Origin of the sequence: Rhodococcus sp. NPDC059968 (assembly GCF_042738615.1) — a bacterium.
Taxonomy (GTDB): domain Bacteria; phylum Actinomycetota; class Actinomycetes; order Mycobacteriales; family Mycobacteriaceae; genus Rhodococcus_F.
In genome coordinates this window covers 1-1,091 of the sequence record NZ_JBHWUE010000293.1, presented here as the reverse complement: position 1 = coordinate 1,091, position 1,091 = coordinate 1, and the positions used below count along the sequence as shown (strand labels likewise).

The 1,091-nt window shown below is 67.3% G+C and carries 1 protein-coding gene; it reads left to right on the top strand.

Annotated elements, in window-relative coordinates; all coding sequences use genetic code 11:
* A partial coding sequence (locus tag ACFWAY_RS53915; RefSeq protein WP_378516560.1) for an AMP-binding protein occupies nucleotides 1–1,091 on the top strand: 1,091 nt, incomplete at both ends.

Below are 1,091 nucleotides of genomic sequence, written 5' to 3'. Positions count from 1 at the left end.
GCCGATGCGGGGTGTCGGGTCGGTGACCTCGACATCCTCGACACCGACGAACGACGGAACCTGCTCGACCGCACCGGCGGCCCCGAACACCCCGCAACAACACTGCCACAACTGCTCACCACCGCCGCAGCACACGACCGCACCGCACCGGCGGTGCTATACGAAGACCACCACCTGTCCTACGAACAACTCGACACCGCATCCTCCCAGCTCGCACGGATCCTGATCGCCGAAGGCATCGGCACCGAAGACACCGTCGCCATCGCACTCCCCCGCTCCCCCGAAGCGGTCCTCGCAGTCTGGGCGACCACCAAAACCGGCGCCGCGTTCCTCCCAATCGACCCGAACTACCCGAAAGACCGCATCACCCACATGCTCTCGGACTCCCGAGCCGCACTCGGATTGACCACCACCCACCACGCCACAACCCTGCCCGGACCACTGCCATGGCTCGTCATCGACACCCCCGACTTCGAAACCCGCTGCAACACCATGGATTCAGGTCCGATCACCGACGCCGACCGATCCCGACCCCTGCACACCACCAACACCGCCTACCTGCTCTACACCTCCGGCTCCACCGGCACCCCCAAAGGCGTCGTCGTCACCCACCAAGGGCTGGCCAACCTCGCCGCCGAACAACGCGAACGATTCACCATCACCCCCGACTCCCGCACCTTGGCCGTGGCATCACCGAGCTTCGACGCCTCGGTCTTCGAACTGCTCCTCGCCGCCGGATCCAGCGCCACCATGGTCATCGCCCCACCCACCGTCTTCGGCGGCGACGAACTCACCCAACTCCTCCACCGCAACCACGTCACCCACGCCGTGATCACACCGACCGCACTGGCCACGATGGACCCCACCCACCTCCACACCCTGCACACCGTCCTGTCGGCCGGCGAGGCCTGCACCCCCGACCTACTCACCCGCTGGGCCACAAACACCGACACCACCCGCACCAACTCCCCCCGCCGCTTCTTCAACGGCTACGGCCCCACCGAGACGACCGTGATGAGCAACTGCAGCGGACCACTGCCACCCGGCGGCCCGGTCACCATCGGCGGCCCGATCCGCGGCACCCACGCCTA